This window comes from Pandoraea pneumonica (assembly GCF_902459645.1).
Lineage (GTDB): Bacteria > Pseudomonadota > Gammaproteobacteria > Burkholderiales > Burkholderiaceae > Pandoraea > Pandoraea pneumonica.
Genome location: NZ_CABPSK010000002.1, coordinates 1,172,962 through 1,190,604, shown reverse-complemented (window position 1 = coordinate 1,190,604; position 17,643 = coordinate 1,172,962). Strand labels below are relative to the sequence as shown.

The window sequence follows — 17,643 nt, the reverse complement described above, 5'->3', positions numbered from 1 at the left end:
TGTAGAAACGCCAACGTTATGCCACAATTGAATTATGTTCATATTGATTATGCGAGTTTGTTTTGAACACACATGACTTGCAGGCTTTCGTGGCAGTGGTCGAGAGCGAATCGATGGTGCGGGCGTCGGAGAAGCTTTTCCTGACGCAACCGGGTTTGACGCGTCGCGTACAGAATCTGGAAAAAATGCTGGGCGTCGAACTGCTCGACCGCCAGAGCAAACCGCTCAAGCCGACCGCCGCCGGCAACGAGGTCTACGCCCTCGCGCGTACGGTGCTGCGTGCCGTCGACGACTTGATGGCTGTGGCCTCCCCCGATAACGAACCCACCGGTGAATTCAACATCGGCGTGCCGCCGTTTCTGTCGGAACTGGCGCTTGAGCAGCCGATCGACCGCTTGCGTGCCGCCTTTCCCAAGCTGACGCTTCGCGTGACGGCAGGCTGGTCGCCGGGCCTGTTGCAGAACGTCGAGCGCGGCAAGGTGGACGCCGCCATCGTGCTGCTGCCCGACGCTGCCGTGATACCCGAAGGCCTGACATCGACGCTGCTCGCGCACAAGCCCACGGTGGTGGTGGCGCCGCGCGCGTTAGGTCTTGCCGATAAGTCCGCCACGCTCGCCGAATTGTCCGAGCATCCGTGGGTGCTCAATCAGGACGGCTGCGGCATGCGCTCGGCGCTAAGCCGCGCGATGGTGACAGCAGGGTTGCCGTTCCATGTGGCCGTCGAAGCGTTCGGCTCCGAGTTGCAACTGTCGCTCGTTGCGCGGGGTTTGGGCGTCGGGCTCGCAGCACCCGAAGTGCTGGCCCGCAGCCCCCATCATGAGGCACTGCAAATCGTCGACGTGCCAGAGTTCCGCAGCGGCCTCAACGTCTGGCTCGTCCACGGCGCGCTGCCCTCACGACTTGTTCGCCCGGTGGCGCTGATTCAGGACGCATTGACCGACGAACTCAAGAAAGATGCTGCCGCCCGCCCCGGAGACAGAACCTCATGAAATTCGCCGTCGCAACGTATGGCACGGAAGGCGACACCCGACCGCTGGCGATGCTGTGCCGGGCCTTGATGGATGCCGGTCACGAAGCATGTTTGCTGGCCGATCGCGCCACGCTCGGTGCCGCTCACGGTCTTGGCGTTCCCACCATTGCACTGGCGGGCGATATCAAGGGCACGCTGCAACCTGAGCTTGCGATCTCGAACGTTGTCGCAGGCAAGCGCGGCGTATCGAACATCGCGGGCGCGCTCGCCCGCATCGCCAACACGCACGCACAGGCTTGGCTCAACGCCATCGTCCGTGCAGGCGAAGGCTGCGATGCCATCATCGTGTCGGGCCTTGCTGCCTTTGTCGGGCTTTCTGCGGCGGAACATCTCGGCATCAAAGCAATCGGCACAGGCCTGATCCCCATCTCCCCCACAAGCGCATTCGCGTCGCCCTTCTTACCGCCCAAATGGGTGCCGGGGTTCCTCAACCGCGCGAGTCAGCAGTTCGTGAACCAGATGCTGTGGCGCGCCTTCCGCGAAAAAACCAACGCCGCGCGCGCTGCCATTTGTGGACTTCCGCCGCGACGCGAGCTCTGGACGCAACACCCGATGCTGTACGGCATCTCCCCGAGTCTGGTCCCCCGGCCAGACGATTGGCCCGAAAACGCACAAATCTGCGGGCAATGGGTGTCGCCGTCGGTCGACTGGGTCGCGCCACCAGCACTCACCGAATTTCTCGCCGCAGGTGAAGCGCCGATGTACATCGGCTTCGGCAGCATGACGGGGTTCGATGCGGACAAGTCGCTTGCCGAAATCGTCACGGCCGTGGCAGGCCGCCGTGCGCTGTTCTACCCGGGTTGGAGCGGTGCGAACAGTTCAGCACTGCCATCCAATTTCCATGTGATTGGCGACACGCCACACGACTGGTTGTTTCCGCAGACTTCGCTCGTCGTTCACCACGGCGGCTCGGGAACGTCGCATTCGGCCACGCGTGCGGGCGTGCCATCCGTTGCCGTGCCATTTACCGGCGATCAGTTTTTCTGGGCCGACAGACTGCGCCGCGCGGGTGTCGCAGTCGACGCATTGAACGGCCGTGCGTTGCGCGCCACCTCACTGGCCCGAAGTATCGAATTCGCCGAACGTGCCACCACACGCACGCGTGCGCAGGCACTCGGCGCGCAAATGTGCGCGGAAAATGGCCTGCGCAACGCGGTCGACGCCATAGAACGCATGCTCTAAGTGCACGCACTTTAGTGACCAACTTTGCTATAGTTCAGGGCTGAGGACGACCTCAGCCTGCTGGCAACACAATCCGGGACGGCCCGGCTCTACCCAAATAGGAGAGCCGTATGGCTTGGATATATTTGCTGTTTGCGGGCCTGCTCGAGATCGTCTGGGCCTTTACGATGAAGCAGTCTGCGGGCTTCACGAAGTGGGTCCCCTCCGTCATCACCCTCGTCACCATGGCCGCCAGCTTCGGTTTGCTGTCGGTCTCCATGAAGACGCTTCCCCTCGGCACGGCATACACCATCTGGACCGGCATCGGTGCCATCGGCGCATTTACCGTCGGCGTTCTCGTGCTCGGTGAATCCGCCAGTGCCTTACGACTTCTCGCCGCCGTGCTCATCGTGAGCGGGCTCGTGCTGATGAAGCTCGCCTCTTAGGATTTTTCCCAAAAACACGGCGTTGGCGGAACCCTCGCGCCAACGCGCGTGTCGGTGGCACGGGTGTCATTCGAATGACACCGAAAGTGCGCCACATCCCCTTCCCGCAATCTTCCTTTTAGGAGGCCCGGTGGACCTCTCCGAGTACTTCCCTGCCCTGCTGTTTCTGCTAGTGGCCTTGCTGATGGGCACGGCGCTGTTGTTTGTCGCGAAGCCCATCCGTCCGCACCGGCCGGACGCCGAAAAGAACTCGGCATACGAATGCGGCTTCAATGCGTTTGGCGATGCGCGCAAACAATTCGATGTTCGCTTTTATCGCGTGGCGATCTTCTTCATCGTCTTCGATATCGAGTTGGCCTTCACGATTCCGTGGGCCGTCTCCATGCGGGAAGTGGGCTGGCCGGGCTTCATCGCGATGATGTTCTTCCTCTTTATTCTCGCGTTGGGTTTTGCGTACGAATGGGGCAAGAAGGCGCTTGAGTGGGAATAGGATCTGACTCGGTCCGACGCCGAGTCATCGCTTGTTCATGTGAATCGGGTAGCGTCACGGCGGCATCCCATTTCCACACACAAAGAACATGCGCCAATTCATTTACGGGGTAGTTGCAATATTGGGGACGATCGGCACGTGCGCCCTTGCACACGCCGCCGCCTTCGAGCCGGACGTCACCGTGCTTGCCGACGAGGTCATCTACGACATCAACGCCGACGGCACCTTCACCCGCGAAGAGACACGACACTTCCGTCTGGAGACCGACCGCGCGGTCAAGGCGAATAGCCAAGTCGCGATGCGGTATAGCACGTCGTTGCAAGATCTCGCTGTCGAGGACGCCTATACCACCACGAAGGACGGCAAGCGTATCGACGTGGCTGCCGACAAGATCATCGTGCAACAAAGCCGCGAAAGCGCCGGCGCACCGATGTTCGATGACGGCAAGGTCAAGACTGTCATCTTCCCGGCCACCGAAATCGGCGCCACGCTGACCTTGAAAACGCGCTATACGCAGCGTCAAGCGCTCTTCCCCGGCCAATTCTCCGCCATCGAGTATTTCGGCGTAGACAAGCCTTATCAGTCGGTTCGCCTCGTCGTGCGCGCGCCTGCCACGCTGAAACTGAATGTCGATGCGATCGACATGCAAGGCGGCCTGCAAACGTCTACCAATCCCGACACGCAGCAATGGCAGTGGACGCTCGCCAACACCCCAGCCCACGCGCCGGAACCCGGCTCGGTCGCGCTGGTGGATCACAGCCCGCGTGTCGCGATCACGACGTTCCCCGACTTCGCGTCTGTCGCGGCTGCTTATAACGAACGCGCACTTCCCAAGGCTGCAGTGACACCGGCCATTCAGACGTTGGCCGATAGCCTCACCCAAGGGGTGACCGACCGTCGCAAGCAAGCGCAGATCCTGTACGAATGGGTCACCAAGAACGTGCGCTATGTCGGCGTTTATCTGGCCTTTGGGGGTGTCGTGCCGCACGAGGCGTCTGCCATCCTCGACGCAAAATACGGCGACTGCAAAGACCACGTCACGCTGCTCGAATCCCTGCTCGCCGCCAAGGGCATCAAGAGCAGCCCGGTGCTCGTGAACGCCGGCACCGGATACTGGCTGCCGAAGGTAGCGGCGCCGCTGGGCGTCTTCAATCACGCGATCACCTATCTGCCGGAATTCAATCTCTTCGTGGATTCGACCGCGAGCGTCGCTCGCTTCGGCACATTGCCCGTCACCGAGGCCGGCAAGTTGGCACTCGTCGCCGACGACGGCACTGGGCGCGCCAAGATGGTGACCTTGCCCGCCAATACCCCCGAGAACGCTCGCATCGACATCACCACGCGCGTGGTGCTCGACGACGACGGCAATCTGAAGGGCACCGGAGAGATTGCGACGAGCGGCATGTTCGACTGGGTGTCGCGCCAAATCTTCGCGTCGGTTCCCGCAGGCACGACGTCCACGCTGGCCAGTCAGATGCTGAGCGCGGGCGGTCGCAGCGGTCAGGGCGACTTCACGCATGGCGACCCGCGCGATTTCGCCAAACCCTTCGCGTATCAGACTGCGTTTGAACAGCCCGGCTACGTGCAACTTCCCGGCCCCGGTGCGATGCAAGTGCCACGCGGGCTGTCCGGGTTCGTCAACATCGCCTCCACCTTCACCGCGATGAGCGTGGAATCGCGCGATTTCGCGATGCCGCTTGCTGGCCGCCAGGTGACAGAAACGACCATCATCACGCTGCCCAAGCAGGTCAAGCTGGCGAATTTGCCGAAGCCCGTAAGTATCGATTCGCCGCTTGGCAGCTATCGGTCGAGCTACAAGGCCAACGGCCGCGTGCTCACGGTGACGCGAACGCTGCGTCTCACGCCCACCGGCATGACAATCGCACCCGAGCAATATCCCGCCTTTAGAAAGCTGGGCCTGGCCGTGCTGCGCGACATCAACGCGCAACTCGTCTACTAGGATCTGATTTACATTGCTGAAATGGGCGCGCCGCTTGCCGTTCATACCTGCGAACGATAAGCGGCGCCCTCGTCTCAACGATCTCAATGCCAAGTCAGGAGCCCCCCATGCCATCTGCCGCCGAACTCGTTACGTCTCTAGGGTTATTGCCGCATCCAGAAGGCGGGCACTATCGCGAAACGTATCGCGCCTCTGACACGATTGTCGCGCAGGCGCTGCCGGACGGATTCTCCGGCGCCCGCAGTATCTCCACGGCGATTCTCTACTTACTGGAAGCGGACGATTTCTCCGCGTTCCACCGCATTCGCAGCGACGAGATTTGGCACTTCCATCTCGGTGGCACGCTCTGGATTCACGAGATCGACCCTGCTGGCAAGTTGACGACGACATGCCTCGGCGCCGACATCGCGAACGGCGAGCACTTGCAATATGTCGTTCGCGCCGGACACTGGTTCGCGGCACAACCGGCACCGTCCACGAGCTACTCGCTGGTCGGGTGTACGGTCGCCCCCGGATTCGCATTCGAAGACTTCGAGATGGCCGACCCGGCCGCACTCGCGGCGCAATGGCCTGCACATCAGGCGCTGATCGAACGGCTCGGACGCGTCGAACGCCGCTAGAATCGAACGCATCCGCTATCCAACACAAGGGGTTCTCATGCTTCGCGTACTCGGCCGGGCGTCGTCCATCAACGTGCGAAAAGTGTATTGGCTTTGCCACGAACTCGACACGCCGTTCGTTCCCGAGCCATGGGGCGATGCCACGAGTACGTTGCCGCTCGACACCCCGGCGTTCGTCGCGATGAACCCGAACCGCATGGTGCCGGTCATCGACGACGGCGGCTTCGTGATGTGGGAATCGAACAGCATCCTGCGCTACCTTGCCGCGACGCGCGGCGACAACGCGCTCTATCCCACAGCCCCCCGTGAGCGCGCCCGCGCCGATCAGTGGATCGACTGGCAAGCCGCCGATCTGAACCCCGCGTGGCGCTACCCCTTTATGTCGCTGGTTCGGCAGGCACCGGGCTACGACAACCCGGCGACGCGCGACGCGAGCATCAAGCGCTGGTGCGAGTTGATGACCGTGCTCGATCAACAACTGCAAACCACGCAAGCGTTCGTGTGCGGCGACACGTTCACGCTAGCGGACATCCCTATCGGCTTGTCGGTCCATCGCTGGTTCAGCACGCCTATCGATCATCCGCCACTGGCAGCCGTGACGGCGTACTACGAACGGCTCTCGCAGCGCGAAGGCTTTCGTCTCTATGGCCGCAATGGCGCGCCTTGAAAGGGTGTGAAAGCGAGCCCTTGTGACGCTGGCACATCCGCATCACTTGTTGTAGATTTCGTTTCAGCAGACAGAACGAATGCGGTTCTGCATCGGATCATTAGGATTGCTGAAAGGACGGCTATGAAAATTGATAGTGGTGTGAGCTACCTCGGCGCGAACAACACGTACTCCGCAACGGCCAAGCGCAACGAAAGCGCCAGCGCGTCGTTCGCTGCCGCGCTGGCCGCCTCAGCAAAGACGCAGACGGCATCGCAAACGGGTAGCACGACCTCAGCGCAGAACACCGACGCTGCGCAAATCGACTTCACGAACATGACCCGGCAGCAATTGCGCGACTGGACCAACGCACAGATTCGCAGCGGCAAGATGACGCTCGACGACAGCGCGCCGTTGATGGCCATGACCATGAAGATTTCGGTCGACACGGGCATCGAAGTGCCTGCCGAGACCGACACCCAGCGCATCGACTTCACTGACCGTGCCCGCCAAGGGATCGCTGCGGCCCAGTCGCGCAACGAACCCGAGAATGCCAAGCGCTTGCAAACAGCGCTCGACATTCTGCTCAAGCATCAGGGCGAGACGTTCGGCGTGAATACCCGCGCGTAATCCTCCGGCGTTAAAACGCCAACGCCGACGCCGAATCACCCGGCGTCGTCACGCCGCCTCGGCCATCGTCTCGCGCATCACCTGCGCGAGGGCGATGATGCCAGCCTCGATGTGTTCCGAACGAATCGACGAAAAGCCGAGCCGGAACATGTTGCGCGGTGGCGTCTCGCCCATGAAGAACACGTCCCCCGGCTCGATCAGGATGCCGCGCGCCTTGGCCCGCAGCGCGAGCAAATTCGCGTTGAGTCCCTCCGGGCCGCGCACCCAACACGATGCCCCGCCCTTCACGCGCACGAATGACGCCTCCGGCATGTGCGTGCTAAGCGCAGCGGTCAGTACCTCGGCCCGTTTGGCGTAGGTATCGGCCAGACGCCGCAACAGCGCATCGTGGTGCCCCAGCGCGAGAAACAACGAGAACGAGCGCTGAATAAACGCCGACGGGTGACGAATCATCAACCGGCGCAGCGCACGCAATTCCGCCACAAGCGTCGCGGGCGCCACGATATAGCCAAGCCGCAGCCCCGGCGCGAACGACTTCGATAAGCTGCCGATGTAAATCACGCGATCGCTGCGATCCAGACTCTTCAACGCCGGTATCGGAATGTCCGAATAGCTGTTCTCGCTCTCGTAATCGTCCTCGATCAACACGAAATCTTCGGTTTCTGCACGCCGCAGCAATGCCTCGCGATGCGCCAGCGGCATCGTCGTCGTGGTCGGACACTGATGCGAAGGCGTCACGTACACGTAGTCGCATTGCGACAGGTTGTCGTCGACCGGCACGCCGAATTCGTCGACCGGCAAGCCAATCAGCTTCGGGGTACGTATCGCGAAAATATTGCGTGCGTCGGGATACCCGGGGTCTTCGATGCCCACGGTCGTGCGCGCGCCGACAAGCAAATCCGCCAGCAGGTACAGCGCCTGCTGTGCGCCATTGGTCAGCACGATCTCATCGGCATCGGCCCATACGCCACGGCGCGGCAGCACACGCGTTCGAATCTGCTGAATCAGCGTCTCGTCGTCGCGCGCAATCATGTCGGGCGCCCAGTCGCGAATCTCCATGACCGTGAGCGCCTTCTGGCAGCATTCGCGCCAGTCGGCCGTGGGGAACATCGTGGGATCGAACTGCCCGTAAATGAACGGGTACTGGTACTGCTGCCAGTCGATGGGTTTGACGATGTTGCGCTGGCCCGACGGCCGCACCACGTAGCGCCCCTCCCAGTCGGGCGTCAGCGGTGCGAGCGGTGCGATGGTGCCAGCGTCCACGCCCGCTGGTAGATCGCCTGACGCCCCCGCACTCCCGTGCGCCGCGTCGCGTGATTCGACACTTTGCGTGCCCACCCGAGGCGCGAGGATGTCGCCATTGACGAAGTAACCGCGCCGTTCGCGCGCGATCAAATACCCCTCGTCGACCAATTGCTGATACGCCAACACCACCGTGTTGCGCGCCACGCCCAGCCCTTCGGCCAGTTCGCGCGACGACGGCACCGCAGCACCTCGCATCAGTCGCTCGTCGAGAATCGCCGACACCAGCATCTGGCGAATCTGACTCTGCAAACCCATGCCCGCGCGCGCCGACATCAAAAACAACTGGTTCCACATTGCCGCAGAAATCCGGCTCGACATCGCGTCCCCTCTCTTCTTGTTACTTCAAGAGCGTCAATTATTACTCATGGGACGGTGACGTTAATTCCGAATGCGGGTTTATCCCCAGTCTGGCTCCATTGACCCCGATTCCAGCATTCATGCGGCTTTGCGGGGGATTTCGGTGAAATTGGTTCAGTTGGCATCATCAAATGCGGCCAACTGGCTCTAACGAACAAAAATACGCGCGGCAATGATGCACTCACCTGACGCCGATTCGTAACGCTTACAGCGTCAACCCGAAAGTGTTCCACCGACAACCTATCGATTAGAGGTGAACCATGAAAGGACTTCCGAACCGGCTGCGACGGGTGTTCGCTGCCACGGCGTTGGCGGCAGCCGCGTTGCCTGGGGTATTGGCACTCGGCCTGGCGGCACCGGCCACTGCGCAAGCGCAGGACAAGGAGGTGACGATCGCGTATCAGCAGATCGTCGATCCGTGGCTGGTGGCAATGGCCAGCGGCGAATTCGAAAAGGCCACGGGGTACAAGATTCACTGGCGCCAATTCGAATCGGGGGCCAAGGTCGCCACCGCACTCGCCTCGGGCGACATCAAGATCGGCGTGCTGGGCTCCAGCCCGATGGCTGCGGCAGTTTCGCAGGGGCTGGATCTGCAACTGTTCTGGATCCTCGACGACATCAATCAGGCCGAGGCCATGGTGGTGCGCAACGCGTCGAACATCAAGACGCCGGCCGACCTCAAGGGCAAGAAGATCGGCGTGCCGTTCGTCTCGACCACCCACTACCACACGATGTTTGCCTTGCAGCAATGGGGCATCAAGCCGACGGAAGTCCAGGTGCTCAACATGCAGCCGAATCAGATCGTGGCGGCGTGGGAGCGCGGCGACATCGATGCGGCTTACGTGTGGGACCCGGCGCTCGCCCAGATCAAGCAGACCGGCCATGTACTCATCACGTCCGGCGAGTTGTCGAAGCAAGGCAAGCCGACGTTCGACGGCATTGCGGTAGATCGCAAGTGGGGTGAGGCCAACGCCGACTTCATGGCGAAGTTTGTGAAGGTGATCGCCGATGCCGACGCCGCCTATCGCCAGCATCAGGCTGCTTGGACGGCCACCTCACCGCAAGTCAAAGCCATCGTGAAGACGATCGGCGGCAAACCGGAAGACGTGCCCGGTGCGCTCTCGCTCTATGCCTACCCGTCGGCGCAGCAGCAAGCGTCGGCCGAATGGCTGGGCGGCGGCAAAGACAGCCGCGCTGCCAAGGCCCTCAAGGACACGGCCGACTTCCTCAAGAGCCAGCAGAAGATCAACGAGGTCAAGGCCGATTACACGCCGTACGTCACGTCGCGCTACGTCGACGCCGCACTCAAGCTGAAGTAAGCCGTGCCGGGGCCGCCACGCACAGCGCGCGGCAGCCCCTCCCCGATCGATGGATCGACAGGAGAAGGGCTTCATGGAACAACTCATCGTCAACGACGTCAGCGTCGTGTATCCCGGCCGGCGTGCTGGCGAGCAAGTACAGGCACTCGCCCACGTCGATCTGACCATCGCGCCCGGCGACTTCGTCGTGGCGCTCGGCGCGTCGGGCTGCGGCAAGACCACGCTGCTTAGCTTGATGGCAGGCTTTATCGCGCCGACTTCGGGCGAACTGCTGCTCGGCGACGCGCCGATCGAAGGCCCCGGTGCCGACCGTGGCGTGGTGTTCCAGAAACATGCGCTGCTGCCATGGCTCAGCGTCATGGAGAACACCGAATTCGGCCTGAAACTGCAAGGCGTGTCCAAGCAAGAGCGGCGTGCGCGCGCCGCACGCAACCTCGCTCTCGTGGGCTTGCAAGACTTCCACAACCACATGATTTACCAGCTCTCGGGCGGCATGCAGCAGCGCGTGGGGATTGCACGGGCGCTGACTTGCAACCCGTCGATGCTGCTCATGGACGAGCCGATGGCCGCGCTCGATGCCCTCACGCGCGAAACGATTCAGGAACTGCTGCTCGACGTGTGGCGCGAGACCGGCAAGATGATTTTCTTCATCACGCACAGCGTGGAAGAAGCGCTCTTCCTCGCCAGCCGCCTGATCGTCATGTCGCCGCGCCCCGGGCGCATCACGCATACCTACGAACTCGACTTCAATAAGCGCTATCTCGAAAGCCGTGACGCGCGCGCCATCAAGTCGAGCCCGGACTTCATCGCCATGCGCGAAACCGTACTCAGCATCATTTATGGCGACGAACGTGCCGGCCAGACCTCTGCGTCCGCCGACACGGTCGCTGCCTGATTCCGCGCAGGAGCCGTTGCCATCATGATGACCAAACCCGTTGCTACCAGCCCCGCGCATCCGCCGGTCTCCGCACCCACCACCGCTGCGGCCACGCCCAGCCCGCGTGTACGCCGCCAGCGCGGCCCGATTGCGCGCATGTTTGCACCGCGTCCCGTCAAGGCGGGCGAATCGTTCGGCGCGCCCGGTCAGGGCCCCAGCCTGCTCATCAGCGTCGTGACGGTGATTGTGTTGCTGCTGATCTGGATCGGCATTACGTCGTCCGGCATGATCAAGCCGCTGTTTCTGCCGGGACCGCGCGCCATCGTCGAGAAATTCATTCAGGTTTCGACCGAAGGTTTCGCTGGCTCTACGCTCTGGCAGCACACGCTCGCAAGCCTCTATCGCGTCTTCGGCGCATTCGCATTGGCGTGTGTCACTGCCATTCCGGTGGGCATTTTGATGGGGGTGTCGCGCATCGGGCGCGGCGTGTTCGATCCGCCTATCGAGTTCTACCGTCCGTTGCCGCCGCTGGCATACCTGCCGCTCGTGATCATCTGGTTCGGCATCGGCGAGTTTTCCAAAGTGTTCCTCATTTATCTGGCCATCTTCGCCCCGCTCGCCATTGCGGCGCGTGCTGGCGTGCGCTCGGTATCGATGGAACAGATTCACGCGGCGTATTCGATGGGCGCAACCCCGCGTCAGATCGTGATGCACGTGATTGTGAAGTCTGCGTTGCCGGAAATCTTTACCGGCATGCGCATCGGCATCGGCGTGGGCTGGACCACGCTGGTGGCCGCCGAAATGGTGGCGGCATCCAGCGGCCTCGGTTTCATGGTGCTTAACGCGGCGGAGTTTCTCGCGTCGGACATCGTGATCATGGGGATCATCGTGATCGGTTTCTTCGCCTTCGGCTTCGATCTGATCATGCGTTATCTCGAGCGTGTGCTCGTGCCCTGGAAAGGCAAGGTGTAAGCGGTCAGTCGGTCATTAAAGAAGGCGCAGGGCGGCTCCCCCAGCCGCACCTGACGCCCAACAATGTATTCAGGAGGTTGTGTGGCAGTCGAGACATTGCAACGCGGGCAGCTTGCCCGCGAGCGGCATTTTGCTGCGTCCCCCCGTAGTTTCCATTCCCCCGAACTCTCCCCGTCTTCCCTCAGCGACGTTCGTCTTCTCATCATCGATGGCGGTTTCGTCGTACACCCCATGGGAGGTCACCATGGCCGGTCATGACAACGGTGCAAAGCTGCATTCGAGCCTGAAGCAGCGCCACATGAGCATGATTGCGCTCGGTGGCGTGATCGGTGCCGGGCTCTTTGTCGGCAGTGGTGTAGTCGTGCATGCGGCCGGTCCGGCCGCTGTGCTCTCGTTTCTGATTACCGGTGCGCTCGTCGTGCTGGTCATGCGCATGCTGGGCGAAATGGCGTGCGCGCTGCCTGCCGTGGGTTCGTTCTACGAGTACGCCCGCATGGCATTTAGCGACAAGCCGGTGGGCGGCGAACTCGCCGGTTTTCTGACCGGCTGGATGTATTGGTACTTCTGGGTGATCGTGGTCGCCGTCGAAGCGGTGGCAGGGGCGAACCTGATCCAGTTCTGGCTGCCGGATATTCCTGCATGGGCCATCAGCCTCGTGCTGCTCGTCGTGCTGACGCTAACCAATCTCGTGTCCGTCGCGTCGTACGGTGAATTCGAATTCTGGTTCGCGTCGATCAAGGTCGCAGCGATCGTAGTATTCCTGTTCCTCGGCGGCCTGTTCGTGTTCGGCATGTGGCCGGGCGCGGTCGCGAGCACAGGCCATCTGCTCTCGCACGGCGGCTTCATGCCGAACGGCATCGGGCCGGTGATGGCCGGGGCCGTCGCGGCGACAGGCTTCTACTTCGGCGCTGAAATTGTCACGATTGCCGCTGCCGAAGCCGCAGAACCGCAACAAGCCGTTGCACGCGCCACCAACTCGGTGATCGGCCGCGTGCTGTTCTTCTACATCGGCTCGATCCTGCTGGTGGTGATGCTGGTGCCTTGGAACTCGGCAGGCATGGCCACGCCGTACGTGAGCGCGCTCGAAGCGATGCGCATTCCGGCCGCGGCGCACATCATGAATGCCGTGGTACTCACGGCCGTGCTTTCGGCGCTGAACTCGGGCTTGTACGCATCGTCGCGCATGCTGTTTGCACTCACGCGCCGTGGCGACGCGCCCCGCTCGCTGGCCAAACTCAACTCGCGCGGCGTGCCGGTGCGTGCGATTCTCGTCGGCACGTTGTTCGGTTATGCGGCCGTGGTGATGTCGTATGTGTCGCCCGATACGGTCTTCGCGTTTCTCGTGAACTCGTATGGCACCGTGGCGATCTTCGTCTACGTGCTGATCGCGTTCTCGCAGTTGCGTTTGCGCAAACGCCTGGAGCGTGAAGCCCCGGGCAAGCTCAAAGTGCGCATGTGGTGCTTTCCGTATCTCACGTGGGTCGCCATCTTCGGCATGCTCTCGATCGTCGGCGCGATGGCGTTCATTCCCGATCAACGCACGCCGCTCGCGCTAGGCATCGTCAGCCTGACCGTGCTGCTGGTCGCGTTCACGGTACGTTCGATCTGGCGCAAGCTGCGTTCGCCGGACCCGGGTTACGAGATGTGATGCGGCGCGGTTGATGTCAATAAGGGCGGCAGATTCTGCCGCCCTTATTGTTTTCAGTGAAGCGAAAGGGAAAAGCGAAAACGGATGGGTGAGATCAGCCGCAAGCGTTGTGAAGGGCTTGCGTCAAATGCTGTTGCTCTTGGTCGGTGAAGATGCCGATGATGACGATCACCGACGTTTGCGAAGGAAGATCCGGTCGCCGGGTCAGCATCGAACGACGCCCCACAACATGCAACTCTGTCATCGCGCCGGATTGCAGCGAGACGAAGCCTTTGGCGCGCCAAAGTTGGCCGGGATACATCGCAAGCGCGGCTTTCAAACGCGTGCGGTCGAAGACCCGTGAGGTTTCCACGTTGAAGCTGCGCAGCCCTGCTGGCAACGCTTGGGCGGTAGGACGGATGGCACGGGAAGCAAAATTTCCCGTCGCTGCGGGCATCACCATCTCGTCATCGGGCAACAGAACGGCGGCAGGAACGACACCGTTGTGTGCCGTCACTACAACCTGCGTCGCGCCCAGCGATGCCAAGCGATCTCGCACCGCGCGAAGCTTCTCCTCGCTCACGAGGTCGGTCTTCGTCAGTACGAGGGTGCTAGCCGCTTCGATTTGCTTGCGCGCGATATCGCCGACGTAGCGATCGTCGAGCACATCGTCGATGCCATCGGCATCCACGGCCACCACGATGCCATGCAATCGAAACGCCCGATCGAGCAGACCGACTTGCGCAATGCGCACCGGGTCGGACACACCACTCGCTTCGATCACGAGCAAGTCTGGCCGTTCTGCGCGCTCACCAAGCGCCAGCAGCGTCTCGACAAGTCGCCCGCCGATGGTGCAGCACACGCAGCCGTTCTCCAGCCCGATCACGTCGTCGCCGCGCTCACGAATGAGCGCAGCGTCGACGTTGATCGAACCGAAGTCGTTGACGAGGACGGTGACACGCAAGCCGTCGGCATTGCGCAGCAGCGCGTTGACCAACGTCGTCTTACCCGCGCCCAGATAGCCGCCCAGCACGATCATCGGAATGGGCGGACGGGTTTCGTTCATCGCAATGGCCATTACGCGGGTGAGCGAAACACCTCGCCGCCCAGCACCGTGCCCCAGACCGGCATTTGCCGCAAGTCGTCGAGCGGCACCTCGTACGGGTCGGCGTCGAGGACGGCGAAGTCCGCATACTTACCGACTTCGATACTGCCGATCAGATGATCCATACCGAGCGAGAACGCGGCACCCAGCGTCACGGCACGCAGGGCATCGGCGACCGGCAGACGCAGCGACTCGCCGAGAATGCGCCCCGACGACGTCTCCCGTTTGGCCGCACACCATGCCGTGAACAGCGGGTTGAGTTGCGTGATCGGCGCGTCCGAATGCAAGGCGAACGGCAGCCCGATTTGCCGGGCCAGCTCGGCGGCGTCCATGCGATTCGCGCGGTCTGGCCCCATCGTCTGGTGATAATGCGCATCGCCCCAGTAGTACACGTGGTTGGCGAAGAAATTCACGCACATGCCCAGCCGCTGCGCCCGAGTGAGTTGCGCCACATCGGCCATCTGGCAGTGTTGCAACGTATGACGGTGGTCCACGCGCGGATGGCGTTCAAGCAGTGCTTCGATCGCGTCGAGCACGACTTCCGTCGCTTCATCGCCATTCGTGTGGATATGCATCTGCAAACCCGCCGCGTGAAACGGCATGAACGTCTCGACCAGTTGCGAGGGCGGGATCAACCAAAGGCCGTTGGGCTTGCCATTGAAATACCCCGGCCAGCGCACCCGCGCGGTAAAGCCCTGAATCGAGCCGTCGACGATGAACTTCACCGGTCCGTAATGCAGCTTGTCGGTGTTGCCGTCGCGTGCATTCAGCACACGTTGCGGACCGCCTTCCGGGCAGCGTTGCGGCGCGAAGGCGGGCACGATGCGAATCGGATACGCCGGATCGGCAGTGATCTCATGCAGGTTGGCGTTGCCGGTCTCGGTCAGGTCATTGACGAGGTCGGTGGCCGTGGTCACGCCAGCAAGCTGCGCCACGCGTCCAAAGTTCCAGATCGCGCGCGGACTTTCGCTGGCGGCAATCGACAGACCTTCGCCAATCACGCGATACACGGGGAACATCGCCGCGAACTCCTGCAACTCGCCCGTCGGCTCGCCATCCGCGCCCATCACCACGCCTTCGACGTCGGTGTCGCCATCGATGCCCGCCAGTTCGAGCATGGCCGTGTTCACGTTCATCAGATGCACGCTGGCATGCAAAATCGCGATGGGACGCGTGATCGAAATCGTATCGATGTCGCGCGCCACCAGTGGCGTGCCCTCGAAGAAGATCGGGTCGTAGCCCCAGGCGAGCAGCGGTTTATGGTCGTCTGTAAGCTTGCGTTCGGCCTCTCGCAAGCGCTCGATAACGGCGGCGGGCGTTTTCAGTCCCGCCCAAAGATGGCCGTCAGGCCCGCGCCGGTCGTAGTAGCCCACATATACGGCGTCCCACATCGCACCTTCCATCAGGTGACAATGCCCTTCGACCAGACCGGGCATTAGCACCTTGTCGCGTAGCGACTCGTCGGGTGTTGCGTCGGTCCAGCGGCGCATGTCGTCCAAGCTACCGACCGCGAGAATCCGGCCGTCACGCACGGCGACGTGCGTAGCGACCGGCTGCGCCGGGTTCATCGTCAGAATCTTGCGTGCGGCGAAAATCCGCACGTCGCTCCTCGTTACTGCCTTGCTGTCTCTGTCTGTCATTACGACTTCTTGTAAGTGGAAAGCGTCCCCACGGCCGGGCCCATCGCGCGCTCGCGACTGCCGCCGAGAATCAGGTGAAGCACCGCCATGACGACGACGTTGACGATCAGGCAAATCAGCCCGAGGTTCACGCCGCCAAGGTCGGGATTCTTGTAGTAAAGCACGAGCGCGAGCCCTTGTCCGGCGAGCACCCCCGCGGCAACTGCCGATGCGCGCACACGCAGACGAAACACCACCGCGATCACGCCCGGCAAGAATTGCGTCACGCCGTAGTACGCCATATTGATGAGCGTGAGCATCAGGTTCGGCGTGAGCAGCGTCAGCACGATGGAGCCAAGCAGATACAGCACGATCACTACCTTCGAGCTGGTCTTCTGGCGATGCTCAGGCATGCCCGAGAGAATGTTGCGCGTGACGATCGGCCCCAATGCAAGGCAGATACCGGCGAGCACCAGCAACCCCGAGAGCGCCGCCCCCGCTGCGACCAAACCCACGAGCCACGACGGCAGCAACTGCGTCACGGCAGCGAAGAAGGCTTCGTTGGGCGAACTCAGCGTGATGCTCTGGCTAATGGCGTAGTACGACGCGAGCACCAAAAACGGATACATCAGCATGTACAGCGGCATGGCGACTTGCGTGCGGCGAATCGTGCTGGCGCTCTTTGCCGTGAAGAAGTTCTGCACGCCAAACGGCATCACGTACATGCCTAGCGACTGGAACACGATGGTCGTCATCGCGAACGTGAGTTGCTGCGTGGTCATCGCGTTGCTCACATGCTGGCTCGCAGCTTGGAACACCGGTGTTACCCCTGCCTCCCACGCCACGGCCACGCCGGTGATGACAATCGCAGCCACCATCAGGATGTCTTTCAGCACAGCGATGTACGCCGAGGCGCGCACGCCTGCGATCGCAATGTAGATAAAGGCGAGCAACGCCGAGAACGAAATCAGCCACAGCGGTTGGAAGTTCCAGCCCAGCCCCTTGAGCGCCGCGACCAGTCCGGTGAATTGCAACTGGCCCCAGGGCAGCAGGAACACGATGGCGGTGACCGCCACCACTAGTTCGAGAAAGCGGCTGTTGAAGTGCCCCTTGAACAGATCGGGCAGCGTGATCGCGTTGTAGCGCTTGCCCGCGTCCCAGATTTTCGGTCCAAGGAAATACCCGACCGGGTAGGCCAGCAAGATGTAGCCGAGGAACCATACGCCGTACGTCGGCCCTTTGGCGTAGATGCCGCCGGGAAACCCGACCATCGTGCCGATGCTGTAAATCTCGCCCGCAGCGAGAAAGAACACGAGCCACGCGCCGAACTGACGCGAGGCGACAAAAAAGTCGTGCACGCTTTGCGGCCCACGGCCGCCGCGCGCTCGCAATGCGAGATAGACCGACAACAGAATGAAGCCGGCAAAAATGAGAGTAGCCATCGACGCAATCTCCGAAAGGCTCGTAGCGAACTAAAGG

At 62.1% G+C, this 17,643-nt stretch carries 16 protein-coding genes; 12 read left to right on the top strand and 4 right to left on the bottom strand.

What is annotated here, in order from left to right; translation table 11 throughout:
• Positions 1–62: 62 nt before the first annotated feature.
• The 8 genes from PPN31114_RS14500 to PPN31114_RS14465 all read left to right on the top strand — a co-directional run bounded on the left by PPN31114_RS14500 (position 63) and on the right by PPN31114_RS14465 (position 6,983).
• Positions 63–989, top strand: coding sequence for a LysR family transcriptional regulator (locus PPN31114_RS14500; protein ID WP_150680154.1), 927 nt, complete (start codon positions 63–65; stop codon positions 987–989).
• The gene (locus PPN31114_RS14495; protein WP_150680153.1) at positions 986–2,212 is read left to right on the top strand and encodes a glycosyltransferase; all 1,227 of its coding nucleotides are present in this window, start codon (positions 986–988) and stop codon (positions 2,210–2,212) included. Before PPN31114_RS14500 ends, PPN31114_RS14495 begins: the two co-directional genes overlap by 4 nt.
• 110 nt (positions 2,213–2,322) lie before the next feature.
• Positions 2,323–2,637, top strand: a complete 315-nt coding sequence (locus PPN31114_RS14490; RefSeq protein ID WP_150680152.1) for a DMT family transporter — start codon at positions 2,323–2,325, stop codon at positions 2,635–2,637.
• 130 nt (positions 2,638–2,767) lie between these two features.
• A complete protein-coding gene (gene ndhC, locus PPN31114_RS14485) occupies positions 2,768–3,127 on the top strand; it encodes an NADH-quinone oxidoreductase subunit A (protein WP_212677131.1) in 360 nt (119 codons plus the stop codon).
• Between the two features lie 88 nt (positions 3,128–3,215).
• On the top strand, positions 3,216–5,087 hold the full coding sequence (locus tag PPN31114_RS14480; RefSeq protein WP_150680151.1) for a DUF3857 domain-containing protein: 1,872 nt from the start codon (positions 3,216–3,218) through the stop codon (positions 5,085–5,087).
• A gap of 107 nt (positions 5,088–5,194) precedes the next feature.
• Entirely contained in the window at positions 5,195–5,707 is a 513-nt protein-coding gene (locus tag PPN31114_RS14475) for a cupin domain-containing protein (protein ID WP_150680150.1), read from the top strand.
• Between the two features lie 37 nt (positions 5,708–5,744).
• Entirely contained in the window at positions 5,745–6,374 is a 630-nt protein-coding gene (locus tag PPN31114_RS14470) for a glutathione S-transferase family protein (RefSeq protein ID WP_150680149.1), read from the top strand.
• A gap of 123 nt (positions 6,375–6,497) precedes the next feature.
• Positions 6,498–6,983 carry a hypothetical protein gene (locus PPN31114_RS14465; RefSeq protein WP_150680148.1) on the top strand — a complete coding sequence of 162 codons (486 nt, stop codon included), beginning with the start codon at positions 6,498–6,500 and terminating at the stop codon, positions 6,981–6,983.
• Between the two features lie 48 nt (positions 6,984–7,031).
• Here PPN31114_RS14465 and pdxR read toward each other — a convergent pair whose 3' ends face one another.
• Positions 7,032–8,606, bottom strand: a complete 1,575-nt coding sequence (gene pdxR / locus PPN31114_RS14460) for a MocR-like pyridoxine biosynthesis transcription factor PdxR (RefSeq protein WP_150680147.1) — start codon at positions 8,604–8,606, stop codon at positions 7,032–7,034.
• A 299-nt stretch (positions 8,607–8,905) separates the two neighbouring features.
• Between pdxR and tauA the strand changes: the two genes are divergently transcribed.
• The 4 genes from tauA (at position 8,906) to PPN31114_RS14440 (ending at position 13,461) form a co-directional block, all read left to right on the top strand.
• Entirely contained in the window at positions 8,906–9,964 is a 1,059-nt protein-coding gene (tauA, locus tag PPN31114_RS14455; RefSeq protein ID WP_150680146.1) for a taurine ABC transporter substrate-binding protein, read from the top strand.
• A gap of 73 nt (positions 9,965–10,037) precedes the next feature.
• Positions 10,038–10,859: a taurine ABC transporter ATP-binding protein gene (locus tag PPN31114_RS14450; RefSeq protein ID WP_150680145.1), complete on the top strand. Its 822-nt coding sequence runs from the start codon at positions 10,038–10,040 to the stop codon at positions 10,857–10,859.
• Between the two features lie 138 nt (positions 10,860–10,997).
• Entirely contained in the window at positions 10,998–11,813 is an 816-nt protein-coding gene (locus tag PPN31114_RS14445; RefSeq protein WP_150680435.1) for an ABC transporter permease subunit, read from the top strand.
• A 244-nt stretch (positions 11,814–12,057) separates the two neighbouring features.
• Positions 12,058–13,461 carry an amino acid permease gene (locus PPN31114_RS14440; RefSeq protein WP_150680144.1) on the top strand — a complete coding sequence of 468 codons (1,404 nt, stop codon included), beginning with the start codon at positions 12,058–12,060 and terminating at the stop codon, positions 13,459–13,461.
• Positions 13,462–13,555: 94 nt separating this feature from the next.
• On the opposite strand, the gene PPN31114_RS14435 is transcribed toward PPN31114_RS14440, so the two are convergent.
• From PPN31114_RS14435 to PPN31114_RS14425, 3 genes are read right to left on the bottom strand one after another with little or no spacing between them, the layout of a single operon-like run.
• Positions 13,556–14,506, bottom strand: a complete 951-nt coding sequence (locus PPN31114_RS14435) for a CobW family GTP-binding protein (protein ID WP_246182545.1) — start codon at positions 14,504–14,506, stop codon at positions 13,556–13,558.
• Between the two features lie 11 nt (positions 14,507–14,517).
• The gene (locus PPN31114_RS14430; RefSeq protein ID WP_150680143.1) at positions 14,518–16,185 is read right to left on the bottom strand and encodes an amidohydrolase; all 1,668 of its coding nucleotides are present in this window, start codon (positions 16,183–16,185) and stop codon (positions 14,518–14,520) included.
• A complete protein-coding gene (locus PPN31114_RS14425) occupies positions 16,185–17,606 on the bottom strand; it encodes a sodium:solute symporter family protein (RefSeq protein WP_150680142.1) in 1,422 nt (473 codons plus the stop codon). The genes PPN31114_RS14430 and PPN31114_RS14425 overlap by 1 nt, the downstream gene beginning before the upstream one ends.
• Between the last annotated feature and the right edge of the window lie 37 nt (positions 17,607–17,643).